Source organism: Paractinoplanes rhizophilus (assembly GCF_042664765.1).
Classification (GTDB): Bacteria; Actinomycetota; Actinomycetes; order Mycobacteriales; family Micromonosporaceae; genus Actinoplanes; species Actinoplanes rhizophilus.
This window is the reverse complement of record NZ_JBHTBJ010000046.1, coordinates 13422-30170: the sequence shown is the minus strand read 5'-3', so window position 1 is coordinate 30170 and position 16749 is coordinate 13422. Positions and strand designations below refer to the sequence as shown.

The window sequence follows — 16749 nt, the reverse complement described above, 5'->3', positions numbered from 1 at the left end:
GCTCCCCAGCGTAAAGGTCGAGGGCGCGGTATCGAGGATTCGTTTCGGCGTCTAGGCGCGTGGTCCAGGCGGTGAACCGGGCCGCCGGATTCGCGTGGTCCAGGTGGCCGAGGCGAAGGTGCGGCGCGACCGCATGTCGTTTTCGATGAGTACAGGTCACGACGAGGTGCACAGCCGGGTCGTCGTGGGGACTATCCACGGCGTCCCCCAGGCCCGGCGTTGGTCCAGCTAGCCCGAGCGAACGCGTCGTGATTGTGGATGCTTTCGTCGTTGACCACCTGGACCCGTCCGCGAGTGATCCGGCTGTCAGCCCGAAGCGCCACGACGACCGCGCGGGCCATGTCTTCGACAAAGACGGGGTTGTCGTAGGCGCTCATCGTGACGAATCGCTCGTCGGGGCGCTTGAGAAGGGCATACAGCGGTGAAGAGCCGGACTCCTCGGCAACGTCGATCAGCTCGTCGAACCACAGCCCACCCTCCGGGTCGGCCAGGTCAACCTCGATGGTGACTCGCCCACGTTGGTTGTGGGCGCCCCGGTCGCTGATCGCCTTACTGCACGGGCAGACACTGGTCACCGGAACTTCCACGCTGAGGCGCACGATCGACGTGCCCGCCGTGACGATGCTTTCCACGGTGCAGGCATAGTCCATGAATGACGTAGCCCCCGAAACCGGGGCCTCCCGTTCAAGGAAGTACACGAACGTGGCGGCGACGCTGGCACGTCCGCTACCCATCCGGGTCCGCAAGTCGTCGGCCATCTGCAACAGACTCGCCGCGCCGAGTTGGTCGCGCCAGGCGTGTAACACCTCGACAAAGCGGCTCAAATGGGCGCCCTTGACTTCCCGGGCGACGTCCACCGACATGTTGAAGGTGGCGACAGTGTCGCGCTTGTTGCCTTGCCTGTCGCTCACGAGGATCGGGTAGCGGAGTCCGCCGACGCCCACCTCCTCAAGGTCCACGCCGCGGCTGTCGGGAAAGGCTTGCACATCGGCGAGACTCATACCGGCCCCCGATACACGCATCCGGAGGTGCACGTTTCGCGGACCACGATCGCTGACAGTGGCAGGGCGTTCGTGAGTTGGTCCCACGCCCAGCGGGCTAGGTTCTCGCTCGTCGGATTCTCCAACCCCGGAACCTCGTTGAGGTAGTAGTGATCAAGTTGTTCGATAACCGGACGGACGGCGGCCTTGATGTCGGCGAAGTCCATCACCCAACCGAGGTGAGGGTCGACATCACCCGTGACGTGGACCTCAAGCCGGTACGAGTGCCCATGCAGGCGAGCACACTTATGGCCCGGTGGTACCTCGGGTAGTCGATGCGCGGCCTCGAACGTGAACTCTCGGAAAATCTCCACTACGCGATCCCCAGGTACTTGTGGGTCTGCAGGCTTAATTCCCACTGCGGGTGCTCCAAGCAGTAGGCCACCGCCGCCGCCGTGTTTGCCTCCCGGTTGGGTCCATCCATCGGCTGGAGCAGAAACCGGCTGAAGGCGAGGTGCTCGACCTGACCAGGTAACAGCTCGGACTGTGGATACACGAGCTTCAAGTCATCACCGCTGGTGAGTACCAGGTCGGCGCCGGCTTTCGGGCTCACACAGACCCAGTCGATCCCTGGGGGCGCCGTGCGGGTGCCGTTGGTCTCGATCGCCACCTCGAAACCTTCAGCATGCAATGCGTCGACGGCGGCCGCGTCGAGTTGCAGCAGGGGCTCCCCACCGGTGCACACGACATACCGTCGGGCGCGCGGGTGCTCGCGTCCCGACCACCCCTTTGCCACGGCCGCAGCCAACTCGCCGTCCGTAGCGAACCGTCCACCACCCGGCCCGTCCGTGCCGACAAAGTCTGTGTCGCAGAATTGGCAGATCGCCCGATGCCGGTCCCGTTCGCGTCCGGTCCACAGGTTGCAGGAGGCGAACCTGCAGAACACCGCGGGTCGACCGGCGTGACTGCCCTCACCCTGCAACGTGTAGAAGATCTCCTTGACGAGATACATCGTCAGTGAGCGTGCGCGAGTGCCGGGTCCGCTTGCTTCGCCTGGGCGAAACCCTGTGCCCGCAGCAGGCACGAGTCGCAGGTGCCGCACGGGCGTGCGTCGACTGGGTCGTAGCAACTGTGTGTCAACCCGTAGTCGACGCCGAGTTCCAGACCTTTGAGGATGATTTGCGCCTTGGTCATCTCCATCAACGGGGCGTGGATCTTCAGCCGCTGGGTTCCCTCGACGCCTGCCCGGGTGGCCCGGTTCGCCATGCGCTCGTAGGCCTCGATGTACTCCGGCCGACAGTCCGGGTACCCGCTGTAATCCAGGGCGTTGACGCCGATGAACACGTCCGAGGCGCCCAACGTTTCCGCCCACGCCAGCGCGAAGGACAAGAAGATGGTGTTGCGGGCCGGCACGTAAGTGACCGGGATGTCTTGCGCGACTTCCGCCACGCCAGCGTGGTGTGGCACGTCGATGGCGTCGTCGGTCAATGCGGACCCGCCGAACACCCGCAAGTCGATGTCGGCGACAACGTGGCGGCGCACCTTGAACGCCTCGGCCACGCGTCCCGCCGCATCGAGTTCGACGGTGTGGCGCTGACCATATCGGAAACTTAGGGCATACGGCTCGTAACCTTCGGCGCGAGCAATGGCCAGCACCGTTGTCGAGTCCAAGCCGCCACTGAGCAGCACAACCGCCGCCCTTGGTTCACCCATCACGCGACCTCTCGATCAGAAATCGGCGGCTACCTCGAATTACAGGCATGTAATTTCGGGCGCCGATCGCGCACACGCTACCCAAAAAACTGCAACAGATCGAGCCGACAGGCTGCCGCAGTTGATGTGTCGCTCCGATCGGGCGCTGCTTCTGGTCGATCGCGACCATCGAAGATCAAAATAGTACAATCGTACGAATGGGGCGATCGGTGCGGGGTGTCATGTCAACCGTGTACGCGGCGCCGAGAGGGCGGGTCGATCGGCACCGACAGTCCGCCGGGCTATCGCCTCCGCGGCGACCCAACCTTGGAGCGGCGGATCGACCTCTGTCCTTGCGCCACTGTCGTCCCCGGCGTGCCGCACTTGATTTCTGCAACATCAACTGATGATCCTGCTAGATTCTCGACCGTGGAATTGCTGACCGAAGCCATCGGGACGCTCGACGAGCGCGGCGTCCTGAACCCGCTGGCCGACCTGCTCCGCCAGGTCTACCGGCGGGCCGCGGAACGTCATGAGCCCGCGCTGGGTGACGACGCCATGAGCTTCGGCACCACCGTGTGGCGCAATCTAACCAACCTCGGCGCCGCCGCCTTCGCCGACCAGCCCGGCGTCGATGCCCGGATCGAGGACAACTCCCTCGAGATCATCGTGGCCGGTTACATCCTGCGGCTGTACTCGCTGCAGGGCGGCTTGGACGCCAGTGTCGAGTCGATCCGGTGGGAGGGCAGCGATACGCGCCTGGGCGGGGCCGTGGCGAACAGTGTCGAGGGGCAGCTCGCCCTCGACGACGACGAGCAGTTCCCCGATGTGTTCGCCGGCCTCATCCCGCAGAAGCGGCACATCCGGGTCGCGCACGTCGGCGACATCGACACCGGCGAGGCGGTCGCCTACATCGGGCTGCCTCGCGACAACCGCGCCGGCGGGTCACCCTGGTTCGCGGTGACGTTGTGGTTCGGCCAGCCGACACGCGCCACCGTCGCCGGCACCAACGGCCAGGCCCCGGACCGTTCTCGGCCGAGCTACGACGAACTACCCATCCCGGAGCTGGATCTGCGGCTGCGCCGCGAGCACCGCACGCCCGCAGCGGGCACCTCGATGCCTGCATGAGTCCAGCACCCCGTCGCTCCACCACGCCGGCGTTGGCCGTCGCGGCGTTCCAAGCGAACGCCCTTACGCTGGGCCGACGGTGGCGGCACCTGACCAAGAAGGAACTCGCCGAGCGGACGGGCGTGACCGCGGCGGCCGTCAGTCAGTACGAGCTCGGTCAGGCCCGCCCCTCGGCCGGCGTCCTCGGCCGGCTGGCGCTGGCGTTGGCGTTGCCGGTGGAGTTCTTCGCCGCTGGGTTCCCGACGCCGGCTACTCCCGGTCATGCCCACTTCCGGAGCCTGCGCGCCACCACGCAGGCCGAGCGCGACCAGGCGTTGGCGTTCGGCGAGATCGCCTGGCGGGTCATCGACGTCGTCGACCGGTACGTACACCTGCCCGAGCTTCGGCTGCCGCAGCTCGACCTGCCCGACCCGGCCACGCCCGCGGCCATCGAGGCCGCCGCGCTCGACGCTCGATCGGCATTCGGGCTCGGCGACGAGCCGATCCCACACGTCACCCGCCTGCTCGAGACGCACGGGGTTGTCGTGCTCACCCTGCCCGACGGCTCCGACCGGGTCGACGCGTTCTCCCACTGGTACGGCCGGTGGCCGTTCGTCTTCGCCAGCCCGACGAAGAACGACAAGGCCCGGTCCCGGATGGACGCCGCGCACGAACTGGCCCACCTGCTGCTGCACCACGACGCCGAACCAGGCAGCCAGATCCTCGAACGGCAGGCCACCACGTTCGCCTCACAGTTCCTGGCGCCCACCATGCTTTTGCGCGACGAACTGCCCAGTCGGCTCGACTTCGAACGACTCCACGAGCTGAAACGGCGCTGGGGAATGTCACTCAAGGCCCTCGTCTACCGCGGCCATGCCATGGGCATCTACCGCGACCACACCTACCGGCGGGGGATGAGCCTGCTCGCCGAATGGGGCTACCCCGAACCCGGTGACCTCGGACCCCGCGAAGCTCCCTCGCTCATGAGTCGCGCGGGACAGCTGCTCACCTCCCGAGGCATCAGCCTCGACGAACTCGCCGGACGCGCTGCTTTGCCGATCGAGCTTCTCGAAATCGTCGTTTCGGCTGGTAGTGAAGGGTTCTAACCGCTTGGTGGTGGCCTCCGCGAGAGAGCCTGAGCGGGAGTCACGAACTGTCACGCCTCGAACGTGTAGCGCAGCGCCTTGGCGTTGCGGATGCCTCCCAGGTTGACGGAGCCCTGCGGGAGCATGGTGAGTTGGTGGAGCGGGTCCGTGATGATCCGCACCTCCGGGTCCAAGCCGCCTCGCTCGACGTTGCCGACCACGACAAGGAAGAACTTCTCGGTCTGCTGGGCACGCTGGAACTCGGAACTGGTCAGCGAGACGGTCTCGGGGATCGGCCCGGCGTAGACCTTGAGTTCGAAGAAATTCTCCAGATTGTCGATCGCGTCGGCGCCGACATTGCGTTGATGTCGGATGTCGACAATCTGTTCCTCGTCGCCACCGAGCACCCGTCGTACCAGTGCCAGCCCGGCAGATTCGCGCTCTTCGTCGGTGTAGTTCCTGATACCTCGCCCGCCGTCTACCGATGGCCTCCTGGGATGCGATGCATCTGGGTCGCGAGGCTTACCCGACGGTGTCGTCGGCATCCTGCCAGCGGGTTCATCAAGTGCGGCAGGAGTGCCACCGACGATCTCACCATCTTCATTCTTGAGGATCAGGCCGTCGGGGTCGACCAATTGCCTGGTCGGCTTCGGCTTGGCCTCGGCGGTCTTGATCGTGGTGACCGGTGCCCTCCTCGTGGCATCTGGCGCTACTTTGATCTTCGCGCGTCGGTCGTTGGTGTGCTCGGCCAACTCCCGCAGAAGTTGCTCACCGCGCTCGTCGCGGACCTTCATAAGCTCCGCGTCCAAACGCGCCGCGGTGGTGATCTCTTCCTCCCGGTGCCCTTCGAGGGCAACAGACCAGGCGGCGACCCAGTCGTGGGCGATCCGCCGGGTATCGCCGTCGAAGACGGATGCGATGGCGTAGGCACCCGAACTCGGGGAGCCGATCGCCGCGTCGTCAGCGATGTAGAAGACGCCGGCGGCTAGGTCCAGCCAGGTGTCAAGCTCGACGGTTTCGTCGAGGCCGTAGGCCGGCTCGAGGAGCCGAACCTGAAGGCGAGGCAACTGCTTGACGCTGAGCGCAGCCAGCTCGTCCCACGAGACCCGCAGGCTCTGCTCAGCCGTGGGGTCGCTCAGCGCGAGGTCGGCCCGGAGGTTGACGACAGCGCGGGAGAAGACCTGGGTGAGGTTGGCGTGGTAGGTCGCGTCGTCCGGGTCGAGCACCTGACCGTGGGGAGCGTCGAGCCGTGTCAACTTGTAGGCGTCAACCAGCGGATCCAGCTGGGTCAGCGATCCGCCGGGGCTCCAGATCGGCACGCGGCGCTTGAGCACCTGAGCGATCAGGGCGTTGCGGGTCGCGTAGACCGGCCGCCGTCGCTCCCACCGATCACCGACCCAGACAGCCGCCCTGCGGAGCTTGGTCAGTTCGCTTCCCGGCGCTCCGACCAGCAGCCGAAGCGCTTCCAGCATGATCAGCTTCTCGTCGCTCTTCAACGACTTCTTGCGGGCGAGTTCGCCGAGTACACCGCGCGCGTCCTGGGCGGCCGGTCGTTGGATGGTCAACAGCGCCCAGAGCGCGTCAGTACCCGACACCGAGGGCACGAAGTCGCGCATGTCGCCGAAGATCGGTGGGCCAGTAAGCACTACGCTCGGTCGGCGCCAGCCTCCCCGCGTCGCAATCAGGCCGTCGCCGCGACCGAAGGCCTTCCGAGCAGTGCTTGCCGGCTGATCGCCCAGCCGGTGGCCGCGGACCTGGGCGGCCAATGCCTGGTAGAGCGGCGCCGCGAGGTCCTCGGCTGTCTTGGACGCGGAGTTGGTGTCGGCCCGAATTTCCTCGAGCTTCTGGATGAGTTCGGCCGCTGTCGGGTCACCAGCGACGCCGATGCGAGCGAGGACTTCGTGGTAGGTCACGATGTCGACGGCTGGGTTGAGGTATCGCTCCGGGTCGTCGCCGTAGAGCGCCACGGTCGCTGAGCTCTTGATTCGGAGCTGATCGGGCGCCGTGGCCTTGCCCTGCTCGGACGGCAGCCACGCGATCGCGGCGGCGCTGCTGATCCACCAGGCATCGACCAGGCCCCGGTCGTACCAGCTGTAGTAGGGCGTGGCCGCCGTAACACGCGCAAATCGGCCCAGACGATCCCATGCTCGCGCGAGGGTGCCAAGCACAGCCCTGACTCGTCGCCGCTGTTGGGCTGCGTCCTTCTCCTTCGCGATGCTTTTCAAAACCGCATCGAGATCTGGCGCAATCCAGTCCTCAAGGGTGTACGTGGCCTGCAAGTGCCGCAGAGCCTCGCCACGGCGCTCCGGCGACCCAGCTGCTGAGATGGGTACGCCGGGGCGGTAGTTCGACAGCCGAGATTCGTTGGCTGGGTGGCTCGTGACGCGTGGTGCGACCTCGGCACCGAGCAGGCGGAACAGGCGCTGGGCGCCGATGCTGTCCGGGCTGCCGTCGGTGCGGATCTTGTCCGAGTAGCGCCGGTCGATCCAGGTCAGGCCCGGCGTCTTGCCCGCTGCCACGACCCAGGCGGTGGCCTCGCGTTCGATGAAGTAGGCATCGCACGGCCGGGCATGGACGGCCTGCCGCTGACCGCTCGCGTCGTACTTGACAGCCTCGACTTCGACGGCCTGGCCCAGGCCAGTGCCGAGCGCCGGACGCTCTGCCTCGGGGATCGTTTCGAGTGCCCGGCGAAGCCCGTCGACCTGGGCATCGCTGAGAGGAGGTTCCAGCGCGGTGCCTGCCTTGCCGGCGTCCGCCAGGACGTGCAACGCGTCCGCGCTGGTCGCCGCCGATCTGAGCCATTTTCTTTCATTGAGCCAGTCGCGGATCACGGTCCACTGCGGCTGGCTGGTGAAGGCCGGATCCAGCCGCGCTCCGATTCCCAGCAGTTCCCACAGCGGGTCGGGCTCCTGCGGGAGCAGGACCGCCAGGCCCACGCGACTCAACGGTGGCACGCGGGCGCCGCTGTCAAGCACCAGACATGTTCGTGCATCGAGGGCGGCGCCAAGGCCCGCTTCGATCGCGACCGCCAGCAGATGGGCGAGGAACGCCGGCGATCGCCGGTCGTCGTCCAGCAGGACGCTCGCGTCCGTAATGCTCACTAGGGTCGGCGTCGCGGCGCCGACGGCCCGGAGATCGGCAAGCACCTCGCGCCAGCGGTCGTCGCTCGATCGCACCGACTCGGCCAGCACGCCTGGCCGCCCCGACACCAGGCGGACATCCTCGCGGGAGAGGACCGGCGTGAGCTCGGCCGCCTCGTAGGCGAGCGCGTTCAGCCCGTACCTGGTCCCCGCGTCGTCGAGGGTCAGTGCCGCGGCGAACTCGATGCGAGCCCGCCGAAGGAGATCCTCGCTGAGGCGGGTCCGGAGTCGACCGGTGGTTCGTTCGTCGGCCTCGAACTCGGCCGTCGTCGGTACGATCCGCCAGCCCTGCGCCGGCGCGAGCTGGAAGACATCGAGCGCCGCGTCACGCCAGAGATCGCTGAGGAGCGGGACGAGAGCCGCGTTCCAGTCGGTGTCGGCGATGTCGCGACGCGACGGTTGGGGATCGAACTGCGCGAGGACGCGGAAGGGCAGACCGACCGGCCGAACCGGCAAGCCGACGTGGATGTGCCCGGTATCGCCTTCGAACAAGGCGAACGCGAAGGCCACGGGCGTGCGAGCGCCTTGTGCCTTTCCCACCCGCTCCACTTCTGCGGGCGAAGCGGCACTGCGGTGGTAGACCAGCCACTGACGGCCGTCGGTGGCCGTGACGCGGTGCCGGGACGTGCGGCCACCGGGAAGCTCCAGTGTGTCCTCAGGATCGGGCTCAAGCTGCAGTCGGACGATCTCGTGCCCGGATTCGTCGACCAGCCGCACTTTCGAGAGGTGGCGAAGGAAGACCAAACCCGCGTCATCCCATTGCCTGAGCCACCGTGCGGCATCGCCGCTGTCGACGGAGTCCGGGGTGAAGGGGACCGCGAACGTCGTCATCGAGCTGTCGGCCTGCGGCCAGCCGATGTGCTCGTTCAGCGGCTGGATCGTGTCGGAACTGAACCGCACGCGGAAGTGACCTTGGTAGACCTCAAGGACGTCCGATAGCGAGTGGAGCGTCTTGAGCCCGATGCCGAAGCGCCCGAGCTTCTCTTCGTCGGCGGCCTTGAGGCTGAGCCACGGGATGGCCAGAGCCCAGACGTCATGCAGGGTGAGCGGGGCACCGTTGTGCGAGAACAGCAGCCGCGAGCCGAGACTATCGACCACGATTGTGGCCTCGGTCGCACCGAGGTCGTCGGCGTTCTGAATGAGCTCCGCCAGCCCCTGAAGGCGGTCGTCGCTGAGGTAGGCGGCACTGTCGCCCGCCCGTTTCAGGGCGGACCGGATCGAATTCGGCAGGCCGTGTAGACACTCGACCAACGCGACGACGCCCGCGTCGGCCGCCGCCTCGTCCGCGGGGAGCAGGACGACCGTTCGCGGCGTCTCAGGATCATGATCGACAACGAGGTGGGCGACCTCGGACGCTTCCAGGGCGGTGAAGACGCGCGGCACCAGCTCACCGGCCATCTTGGCTCCCCACTGTCATCCAGCCCGAGCCACCTCATCTTCTCGCATCACGAACACTCCCAGCCGACAAAGTCAGGGTGCGGCTGGACTGAGCGTTGCCGTCTGGCCCCAGCTGAATTCGTGTACATGCGCCCCGGAGTCGTCGACGTCGGCGGGCCAGCCGCAGAGCAGGACGGTTCGCGGCATCGGTCATCGAAGACTTCATTTGGAAGGACGGGATGTCCTGCTGTCACCTGCAGGTGGATCGAAAGGTCAGCTGTACCGCGTCCGCGCCCAGGTGCCTGATTCCGGTCCTGGTTGGTGTCGACGTGACAACCCATATCGGTTCGGCGCCCTGCGGGCGTCGTATCACTCCGGGTCGTCGCCGTTCTCCACCGGCCGGGCTTTGCATCGCCGTTGTCGGGGAGGGCTGGCAGTGGGACTCCTTCGTCGGCGGTGGGCTTCGACGGTTCGTCCTCGTGGGCCGGAAGCAATTGCAGGATCTCGCCGGAAGCCGTTGTGAGGAAGAGAACCTCGGTGTCGCCGTCCGCTGCGGGAGGCGACACCTGGGCGCGGATGTGTTCTTGGCGGGCCGTCACGGACTTGTCGCGGTCGCGTAGCCGCCGGCCCTTGAGTTCGATTCGGCTGAGGCGTTCGGTCAGTTCAGCCACGATGGCATCGGCTTCGTCCAACTGATAAGCCTGCGACTCCAAGCGCTTGCGCATCGCAGCGTAAGGGTTTGCGGGATCGGCAAGAGCGTGTGCGGCGGCATCGGCCATCAACGCTTTACGCCGTATCGCGAGGGCTGATCTAGCCAGGTGAAGGTCGCGGAAGAAGTGACCCGTTTCCTTCGCCTTGCCGCCGAGTGTCTCTTCCAGCAGGCGGTAGTCGACCTTGCCGTTGTCGTCCGTCAAGGCGTCGAAGACACCGCGGTGTTCCTCCAAGAACTGCTGGGACTTGAAGAACTCGTCGGATGCCTTCTCCAACGCAGGAACGAGATCCGGGTCGCGACCGTCGAGCATCTGGGAGATCGCTCGGGACAGCAAGTCGTCCGCAGTGCGTTGATCCGCGATTCGACCAACGTAGTGGCGTTTCTCTTGCAGTGGCGTCCCTGATAGTGGTGTAACGCGATCGGCGTGATCGTCGGGCGGCCCGGTTTCTGGGCTGAACGAAGAGCGCGGTCATCGCGTGATCTTTCGAGTGAACCGCTCACAGCACTCTCGAAAGGCGCCATCACGATGACCGCACCCCACATCATCAACCCTGCCGGCCTGTTGGACCAAGCGCTGGGCGACGCGTCGCCGGACCTGATGCGCCACCTGCTGACCACGGTGATCAACGCGCTGTTGTCGGCCGAGGCCGACCAGGTCTGCGGCGCCGAGTACGGCACCGTGTCATCGGAGCGGGTCAACTCCCGCAACGGCTACCGGCACCGCGAGCTGGACACCCGCGCCGGCACCATCGACGTGGCGATCCCCAAGTTGCGGCAGGGCTCGTACTTCCCCGAGTGGCTGCTGGAACGCCGTAAGCGGGCCGAGGCCGCCCTGGTCAGCGTGGTCGCGACCTGCTACCTGCTCGGTGTCTCGACCCGCCGGATGGACAAGCTCGTGCAGTCGCTGGGTATCACGTCGTTGTCGAAGTCGCAGGTCTCGCGGATGGCCGCCGACCTCGACGCCCAGGTCACGGCGTTCCGCACCCGCCCGCTGGGCGAGTCCGGGCCGTTCACGTTCGTGGCCGCCGACGCGCTGACCATGAAGGTCCGTGAGCAGGGCCGGGTCGTCAACGCCGTCGTGCTCGTGGCGACCGGCGTGAACGCCGACGGGCACCGCGAGGTCCTTGGGGTCAAGGTCGCCACCAGCGAAACCAAACAGGCGTGGAACGCGTTCTTCGCCGACCTGGTCGCCCGCGGCCTGACCGGCACCCTGCTGGTCACCTCCGACGCGCACACCGGTCTGGTCGAGGCGATCTCGGCGAACCTGCCCGGCGCGTCGTGGCAGAGGTGTCGCACGCACTTCGCCGCGAACCTCATGCAGGTCTGTCCGAAGTCGGCGTGGCCGGCGGTCAAAACGATGCTGCATTCGGTCTACGACCAGCCCGACCCGGAATCGGTGCACGCCCAGTTCGGCAAGCTGCTCGACTCGACCGGCCGGTCCCTGCCGAAGGTCGCCGCCTACCTCGACGACGCCCGTGCCGACCTGCTCGCCTTCACCAGCTTCCCGCAGCAGATCTGGCGGCAAATCTGGTCGAACAACCCCAACGAACGCCTGAACAAGGAGATCCGCCGCCGCACCGACGTCGTCGGGATCTTCCCCGACCGCGACGCCATCGTCCGTCTCGTCGGCGCCGTGCTGGCCGAGCAACACGACGAATGGACCGAAGGACGCCGCTACTTCGCCCTCGACATCCTCGCCAAGGCCCGCGACACCACCCCAGCCACCGCCACGGCCGCGAACCTGCCCGAACTGGAGACCGCAGCATGACCGACCTGACCGGCGACCCCGCCATCCCTGACCCTGCCGAACGCGCCGCCCTCAACGCCGCCCTGCTGACCGACAACCTCGAGACCGGCTTCTTCGACGACCAAGGCCGACCCGCACCCTGGCCCGACGACATCGACGACTGGCAGCCCGAAACCGGCGAACCCATCACCCGCCAGCCCACAGAACAGCCCTTCTAGCAACCACAACTCGAAAGATCAGCCGTTACACCACTCCAAGGGGCTTGACCTCTCTTGCCGGCCGAGACTGGCTTCGATCCGGCGCTGGTACGCCCGCTGCTCACGTTGCGCCATCATGTCCGTTGCCATGACGGTTGCGGCGACCGCCAAGAGAGGCCAACCGGCGGCAATCACCCCGCCGGCCGCGACGGGCTGCCAGACGGCTGAGCTACTGAACTTGCCGCCCGCACCGCGAGAAGACCCTCGGAACCCCGATATCTTCCCGGCGGCCTTGATCAGCTTTTCACCTTCGGGCAGCACAGGTCGGAACATCGTCTGAGACTTCGGTTTGACAACATCGATCATCCCGGCAATCGCCTGCTGAGCGGAGGCATTCACCGGCACAGCCCGATACTTTGCCAAATCCGAATCGCTCACCGGGAAATACTCGACGGCGATCGGCACCGCCGCGACTTCCAGCGCCTCCCAAATCGCGGCCTGCTTCGACCCGGCAGTACGGAGGACGTCCTCAGGAACCAGCAGCCCCGCCGTAGGAAACTCGGGCTGAAGGTCACCTCCGGTGAGGTTTGATGCAACGTCTGTCCGCGCGGCGCGAGCCCGCAGCGAACGCCAAACAAAACCCGCAGCGACCAGCAGCAAGATGGACCCGACTGCGGTCAGCATGGCAACCATGGCGGCCAGGTTAAAGGAGCATCTCGAGCGCACTCATTTCGGTGCCTCCCGAACCACGGGCCAGCGCGCTCGGCTCCTCGAGACGATGTCGGACAAGACGTTGGTCGAGATCTCCCTCTCGGAACAAGTGGATCATCAAGATGGGGACGCGAGTCTCGTTACGCCGGGTCGTGTCAGGATATGCACTGCGTGATGGCGATCAATGGCAGACCCATGTCATGGTGAGCGAGCGTTGCCGGGCTTGCGGGAGGTGGCCGGTGAGATCCAAGGGCCGTGTTGGTGCGCTCGCCGCCGTTCTCCTGTTCTCGACCACCGCGCTGGGCGTCCTGGTCTCCATCGCGGTCAACGAGGCGACGTCCCAACCCACCTGGCCGTGGCCCTTCGACACGATGCAACATCACCCGTGGCGCTGGGCGATCATCTCGGCCGCCGCGCTCACCGTCCTGACAGTCCTTTTCTTCCGCCTCACCGACCGAGGCGACGGTGCCGGGGATGCCGAAGGGGGTGCTGCGCTGACGATCGATCGGTCGCATTTCGATCGCAGCAACGTCAATCAGATCACCGGCGGCAGGCAGACGAACGCCGACTCCTACTATGAGACTAACTACTTCCTTGGCGGCGGGAACCCGCCCAGCCCCGCGGAAAAGCCGAGCGATATGCGGGACATACCCGGGCTGCCCGAGTTTGTGCCCGGAACCCTGCACGATCGCCGGGGCCTACTGAAAAGGCTCGAGACCGAGATGTCACGGTCCGAGGGTCTCTTCGTGGCGTTGGAAGGCACGGCCGGCGTCGGAAAGACCGCCATCACCGCGGAGCTGCTGCGGAAGGCGCCGGAGAAGGTCGCCCGCGTCTATCTCGCCGCCCGGGGGTATCCCGGGGTGAACTGCTTCTCCGTGCTCGAGAGGCTCGCCGTGGCGGTCGCCGACCAGGACGACCGGCAACTGCTGGTGGAACGGCTGAACGACGGCGAGTCCGATGTCCTGGTACGACTGGGTGACGTGCTCGACCAACTCGGCGGCGACCGGGTGTGGCTCGCCCTCGACGACGCCCAGGATCTGTTCGACACCGGCTCCGGAGAATGGCGCGACGAGACCCTCGGCTTGCTCTTCGACGAGGTCGCGAAACGACCGGGACAGCGGATCAAGATCCTGCTCGTGACCACCGTCCGGCTGCCCCTTGCCCGCTTGGTGACCGAGCGAGTGACGAACGGGCTGCCCGCTACGGATTTCCCGGGTTTCGTCGCCACTCTCGCGATTCCGGGCGCGCCCGCCACGCAGTTGGCCGCGCTGGCCCAGGCGACCCGGCGGCATCCGCGGACCGCCGAGCTGGTGGTGGGAATTCAGGCCATCGCGACGCGGCCTGCCGCCGACCCGCTCGACGCCGCTTCCGACGCTCCCACGCTGGCGAAGACGATGCTGGCAAGCCTGGCCGAACCCCAGGAACGCGTGGTGCGCTCCCTCGCCGTCCTGGACGTGCCTGTACGGCCGGCCGTGCTCGCCGAGCTCAACGGCGTCACTCCCGGTGAGATGCGTGTCGTGCTGGACGAGCTCGTCCGGTGCCGGCTCGTCCGGCGGCACGACGACCACTACTACCTGCCCGCCGGCGAGGCACACCGGATAGCCGGTGCTGTCCCGCCCGGTACCCGCGTCGCGCAACGTCGGCGAGCGGCGGCGTTCCTCGAGAACGCCGCCGGTGCCCGTACGGTCGCCCGGCTGGACGACCTCGAGGATGCCTTCCTCGCCGTCCACCTGTATGTCGCCGCGGAGGAGGCGGGGCCGGCATTGCGCCTGATGGCCGCGCTCGACGATCGCTACCTGAAGGGCTGGGGGCAGACCGCCACGCTGACGCCGTGGCTGACCCGGATGACCGGCGGATTCTTCGGATTCCGGGAACAGGCGCGCTACCTCATGCTGGCGGGGCGGGCGCTCGCCCAGCGGGGTCAGCTCGCGGAGGCCATCAAGGTGATCGACAATGGCGTGCTCGTGAGCGCCGAAACTGACAACACTGCGGCCCACCTCGGGTTCCTGGTGCAATTGGCCGCCTACTACTTCCGGGCCGGCCAGGTGGGGAAGGCGGCCGAGCAGTATCAGAAGCTGCTGGACCGATCTCCTGCTGGACACAAGGGCGTCCTCACGGCACACATCGGGCTTGCGCTCTGCCTCACCGAAACCGGGGCGTTCACCGAGGCGGACGTCCATCTCGATGCGGCGGGATCCGTCGGCCCGGACCTCGCCCTGTCCCTGGAGTATCAGCGCGCGCTGATCGACTTCGAGCGCGGCCAAGCTGGCCGGAGTGTCGATCGGCTCGAGCAGGCCCGGGACGCCGCCGTGAAGGCGAACGCCCGGGTGATTGCCGCGCGCTGTGACGATCTCGCGGCTTGGGGCTGGCTGTTGCGGAACAAACCAGGCCGCGCCACGGAGGCGGCGTTGCGCGCCTACGAGGTCGCGGAGCGGGGCGGTGATCCCGGTCTCTGGAGCACCTCGGGCACCACTCTGGCGATCATCGAGCTCCATCACGACAAACCGGATCGAGCTTTCGCCGCGGCGAACCTGGCCACGCGCTACGCGACCGGAATGTACGCGGCCGAGGCCTTCGCCGTGAAGGGAGTCGCCTCCCTGCGTCGCGGCGACTCGCGCGAACACGCTCGGCAGGCGTTCTCCAAGGGCGCCGAGCTGGCTCGCGAGCTGGGAACAGCGGCGCCAGGCTGCTACCGGCCGCATGAGGTCGAGGGCCTCGCGCTCGCCGGGCTCGCGTTGTTGGATCCAGAGCGTGGTGAGCAGGGGGCGGCCGACGCCTACCGGGAAGCCAAGCGGATCGTGGACCTGCCGGGCGCACAGTTCCGGCGGCGGGAGCTATTCGGCGCATTGACTGAGGACTGGCCGGGTGACCCGCTGCCCGCTGTCCGCGGGCTGCTTTTCTGATTCAGAGCCAGCCGTGGTGCTGCGCCGTGATCAGCGCGTCGGTGCGGTTCCGGACGCCCATCCGGGTATACAGGTCCCGGAGCAAGCGGAACATCATGCGCTCGGAGTAGCCCGCCTCGGCCGCAAGCCGCCCGACGGTCACGCCCCGAGCCAGGCCCCGCAGCCAGTCCCGCTCGGCCGGTGAAGGCTCGCCCGGCGGGGACGAGTTCGCCGTCGGGGTGGCCAGCTCGCGCAGCACCTCGACCGGGACCACGCTCTCGCCGCGCGCCACCGCCCGAAGCCGCTTCCGGAACGCCGACGGGCTGGCGTCCCGGGCCATGACGCAGGCCGCCCCGGCCCGCAGGGCCCGCACGGAGTCACTCACCGACATCTGCTCGAGCAGAGCCACGAGCACGAGCCCGGCGGCAGTGCGGCGCAGCCCTTCAAGCGTTCGCCAGTCCGCTTCCGTCTGGAGAGTGAGAACAACGACGGTCGTTTGTTCGTCGCGGACCCAGGCGAACAGGTCGTCCGGCGTCTCCGGCTCGAATCCGGCGTCTCGCAGTATCTGGACGACACCATGCCGGAAGACGGGGAGGGGATCCGCCACGGCGATCCGCACCAACATCTGAACGGTGCCCTCCTTCCCGACGAGGGTTAGCGCCCGTAGATCCTTGTCGATGCGCCGACCTGTGCGCCAGCGCGCCACTCCATGGCAGGATCATGCCGTCTTGATGGCGTCATGGACCGGCAGGCCCAACCGCACTTAGCGTGACTGACATGCCACCTCCCGGTATCACCCCGGAATGGCCGTCCTCGGACTACTTCGATGACGACGCAGACGTCAACGGGCAGATCCAGAACGTCGAGGAACTCCGGTTCGCCGTCCAGAAATGCGTCGCGACGGCGGCGCGGTCCCAGGCGGGGCTCACGGATCATGCCCGCGCGCTGACCGCAGCGGCCGCTCGCCTCGCACAAGCGTCCAACAACCCGCACCTGGCTAGCGCGACTGGCCATCTGGAAAATGCCGCCCAAGCGGTGGAGCAGGCACAGACCATGCTCCGGGCGGCCCAGGGCGACAGTGAGAACTATCTCGAAGGCCTCTGAACTCGGACACCCAGC

At 67.1% G+C, this 16749-nt stretch carries 14 protein-coding genes; 6 read left to right on the top strand and 8 right to left on the bottom strand.

Annotation, left to right across the window (positions count from 1 at the left end; all coding sequences use genetic code 11):
• Nucleotides 1–191 precede the first annotated feature (191 nt).
• Genes folE2 through queC form a run of 4 tightly spaced genes read right to left on the bottom strand, consistent with a single transcriptional unit; the run spans nt 192 to nt 2669 of the window.
• Nucleotides 192–1001, bottom strand: a complete 810-nt coding sequence (gene folE2 / locus ACFQS1_RS35200; protein ID WP_378976366.1) for a GTP cyclohydrolase FolE2 — start codon at nt 999–1001, stop codon at nt 192–194.
• On the bottom strand, nt 998–1354 hold the full coding sequence (gene queD / locus ACFQS1_RS35195) for a 6-carboxytetrahydropterin synthase QueD (RefSeq protein ID WP_378976364.1): 357 nt from the start codon (nt 1352–1354) through the stop codon (nt 998–1000). Before queD ends, folE2 begins: the two co-directional genes overlap by 4 nt.
• A complete protein-coding gene (gene queE, locus ACFQS1_RS35190) occupies nt 1354–1992 on the bottom strand; it encodes a 7-carboxy-7-deazaguanine synthase (protein ID WP_378976362.1) in 639 nt (212 codons plus the stop codon). Before queE ends, queD begins: the two co-directional genes overlap by 1 nt.
• Nucleotides 1993–1994: 2 nt before the next feature.
• Complete coding sequence (gene queC, locus ACFQS1_RS35185) at nt 1995–2669, bottom strand: 7-cyano-7-deazaguanine synthase QueC (RefSeq protein WP_378976360.1); 675 nt, start codon at nt 2667–2669, stop codon at nt 1995–1997.
• A gap of 432 nt (nt 2670–3101) precedes the next feature.
• Here queC and ACFQS1_RS35180 point away from each other — a divergent pair, with 432 nt between their 5' ends.
• Nucleotides 3102–3800: a hypothetical protein gene (locus ACFQS1_RS35180; RefSeq protein ID WP_378976358.1), complete on the top strand. Its 699-nt coding sequence runs from the start codon at nt 3102–3104 to the stop codon at nt 3798–3800.
• Nucleotides 3797–4885, top strand: a complete 1089-nt coding sequence (locus ACFQS1_RS35175) for an XRE family transcriptional regulator (protein WP_378976357.1) — start codon at nt 3797–3799, stop codon at nt 4883–4885. The genes ACFQS1_RS35180 and ACFQS1_RS35175 overlap by 4 nt, the downstream gene beginning before the upstream one ends.
• A 50-nt stretch (nt 4886–4935) precedes the next feature.
• Here ACFQS1_RS35175 and ACFQS1_RS35170 read toward each other — a convergent pair whose 3' ends face one another.
• Together ACFQS1_RS35170 and ACFQS1_RS35165 are read right to left on the bottom strand one after the other, a co-directional pair.
• Nucleotides 4936–9402 carry a sacsin N-terminal ATP-binding-like domain-containing protein gene (locus tag ACFQS1_RS35170; protein WP_378976355.1) on the bottom strand — a complete coding sequence of 1489 codons (4467 nt, stop codon included), beginning with the start codon at nt 9400–9402 and terminating at the stop codon, nt 4936–4938.
• Between the two features lie 47 nt (nt 9403–9449).
• Entirely contained in the window at nt 9450–10403 is a 954-nt protein-coding gene (locus ACFQS1_RS35165; protein WP_378976353.1) for a hypothetical protein, read from the bottom strand.
• A 216-nt stretch (nt 10404–10619) separates the two neighbouring features.
• On the opposite strand from ACFQS1_RS35165, the gene ACFQS1_RS35160 reads away from it, so the two are divergent.
• Nucleotides 10620–11861: an IS256 family transposase gene (locus tag ACFQS1_RS35160; RefSeq protein WP_378976351.1), complete on the top strand. Its 1242-nt coding sequence runs from the start codon at nt 10620–10622 to the stop codon at nt 11859–11861.
• Nucleotides 11858–12058, top strand: coding sequence for a hypothetical protein (locus ACFQS1_RS35155; protein WP_378976349.1), 201 nt, complete (start codon nt 11858–11860; stop codon nt 12056–12058). Before ACFQS1_RS35160 ends, ACFQS1_RS35155 begins: the two co-directional genes overlap by 4 nt.
• An 18-nt stretch (nt 12059–12076) precedes the next feature.
• On the opposite strand, the gene ACFQS1_RS35150 is transcribed toward ACFQS1_RS35155, so the two are convergent.
• Complete coding sequence (locus ACFQS1_RS35150; RefSeq protein ID WP_378976347.1) at nt 12077–12730, bottom strand: hypothetical protein; 654 nt, start codon at nt 12728–12730, stop codon at nt 12077–12079.
• 257 nt (nt 12731–12987) lie between these two features.
• On the opposite strand from ACFQS1_RS35150, the gene ACFQS1_RS35145 reads away from it, so the two are divergent.
• Entirely contained in the window at nt 12988–15651 is a 2664-nt protein-coding gene (locus tag ACFQS1_RS35145) for an AAA family ATPase (RefSeq protein ID WP_378976345.1), read from the top strand.
• Between the two features lies 1 nt (nt 15652).
• Here ACFQS1_RS35145 and ACFQS1_RS35140 read toward each other — a convergent pair whose 3' ends face one another.
• Entirely contained in the window at nt 15653–16336 is a 684-nt protein-coding gene (locus tag ACFQS1_RS35140) for a DNA-binding response regulator (RefSeq protein ID WP_378976344.1), read from the bottom strand.
• Nucleotides 16337–16407: 71 nt separating this feature from the next.
• Here ACFQS1_RS35140 and ACFQS1_RS35135 point away from each other — a divergent pair, with 71 nt between their 5' ends.
• The gene (locus tag ACFQS1_RS35135; RefSeq protein WP_378976342.1) at nt 16408–16734 is read left to right on the top strand and encodes a hypothetical protein; all 327 of its coding nucleotides are present in this window, start codon (nt 16408–16410) and stop codon (nt 16732–16734) included.
• The last annotated feature ends 15 nt before the right edge of the window (nt 16735–16749 follow it).

Bases quoted from the DNA above. Each gene is read 5' to 3' on its own strand.
- folE2 (WP_378976366.1), bottom strand. From the start codon at position 1,001: ATGAGTCTCGCCGATGTGCAAGCCTTTCCCGACAGCCGCGGCGTGGAC.
- queE (WP_378976362.1), bottom strand. From the start codon at position 1,992: ATGTATCTCGTCAAGGAGATCTTCTACACGTTGCAGGGTGAGGGCAGT.
- ACFQS1_RS35175 (WP_378976357.1), top strand. From the start codon at position 3,797: ATGAGTCCAGCACCCCGTCGCTCCACCACGCCGGCGTTGGCCGTCGCG.
- ACFQS1_RS35170 (WP_378976355.1), bottom strand. From the start codon at position 9,402: ATGGCCGGTGAGCTGGTGCCGCGCGTCTTCACCGCCCTGGAAGCGTCC.
- ACFQS1_RS35165 (WP_378976353.1), bottom strand. From the start codon at position 10,403: ATGCTCGACGGTCGCGACCCGGATCTCGTTCCTGCGTTGGAGAAGGCA.
- ACFQS1_RS35160 (WP_378976351.1), top strand. From the start codon at position 10,620: ATGACCGCACCCCACATCATCAACCCTGCCGGCCTGTTGGACCAAGCG.
- ACFQS1_RS35155 (WP_378976349.1), top strand. From the start codon at position 11,858: ATGACCGACCTGACCGGCGACCCCGCCATCCCTGACCCTGCCGAACGC.
- ACFQS1_RS35150 (WP_378976347.1), bottom strand. From the start codon at position 12,730: ATGGTTGCCATGCTGACCGCAGTCGGGTCCATCTTGCTGCTGGTCGCT.
- ACFQS1_RS35135 (WP_378976342.1), top strand. From the start codon at position 16,408: ATGCCACCTCCCGGTATCACCCCGGAATGGCCGTCCTCGGACTACTTC.